Source organism: Oleiphilus sp. HI0079 (genome assembly GCF_001635105.1).
On record NZ_LWFT01000887.1, the window covers coordinates 1 to 1,066 of the forward strand.

Here is a 1,066-nt window from a genome sequence, read left to right on the forward strand (position 1 = left end):
AAAAGCCAAAACCCCATAACCGGTGATCATCGCGATCACGGCATATGCGCCCTTGACCCGCTTATGCACCTGTTTAACCGCTTCAAAAATCTCAATTTCTGTGGGGATTAACTTGCCCTGCTTTTGCAGCTCATGCGCCAAAACATTCAGCAGTACCTCAGAATCTGAGTTTGTATTGATATGCCGAAGATCCGACTTCAAAACACCATCACTAAGCTCAATGGTATTGGTGAGATTACCGTTATGAGCGAGCGTAATGCCGTAGGGTGAATTCACATAAAAAGGCTGTGCCTCGGCGGAGCTAGAAGAGCCTGCCGTCGGGTAACGAACATGACCAATACCTACATTTCCTTGCAATCGACGCATATGACGCGTACGAAATACATCTCGAACCAATCCATTGTCTTTACGAAGATAAAAGCGGTCGTCCTGACACGTAACGATTCCTGCTGCATCTTGTCCGCGATGTTGCAGAACAGTGAGCGCGTCAAACAAAACTTGGTTTACGTTGGATTTACCAACCATACCGACAATACCGCACATGAAGTTACTTCCTCACAATTTGGCGTTGGCTAAAGCCGACGAAAGATCGTACTCACCTGATGCAAAGACCGACCGAGACCAGTATTCAAGCACAGTGAGTTGTTCAATAACGAGCGAATCTGCCCACCAGTCTGCTCCCGACCACGGGGTGTAACGTACAACGGCAACAATAACAACACAAAGAACCAAGCCTCGGGCCATTCCAAAGCCGATCCCTAAAACACGGTCTAACGTTGTTAATCCGGTGATTTTGATCAAAAAGGACGCTAGACGCCCAAGTATCGCACCAAAGATCAATGTTGCTACAAACAACAGTGCGAATGCTGACAAAGAGAGCATCATCGAGTCCGCAATATAAGGAGCGAGTAAAACTTGTGCTTCCGGCTGAAAGGCTCGCGCAACAACGAAAGCAACCAGCCAAACAATCAGCGAAATCGCCTCTCTCGTAAAACCACGCAATACGCTCAGCAAGCTCGAAAACACAATGATTCCAAGCAGCGTCCAATCAGCCCAATTGAGCTCA

The 1,066-nt window shown here is 47.6% G+C and carries 2 protein-coding genes; both read right to left on the bottom strand.

The window, feature by feature from the left end; all coding sequences use genetic code 11:
• Window positions 1–543, bottom strand: a 543-nt coding sequence (locus tag A3750_RS16400) for an amidophosphoribosyltransferase (RefSeq protein ID WP_197475091.1), incomplete at its 3' end; no start/stop codon positions are given.
• Between the two features lie 12 nt (window positions 544–555).
• Window positions 556–1,066: CvpA family protein (locus tag A3750_RS16405; RefSeq protein WP_231871850.1), on the bottom strand; the 511-nt coding region annotated here is incomplete at its 5' end.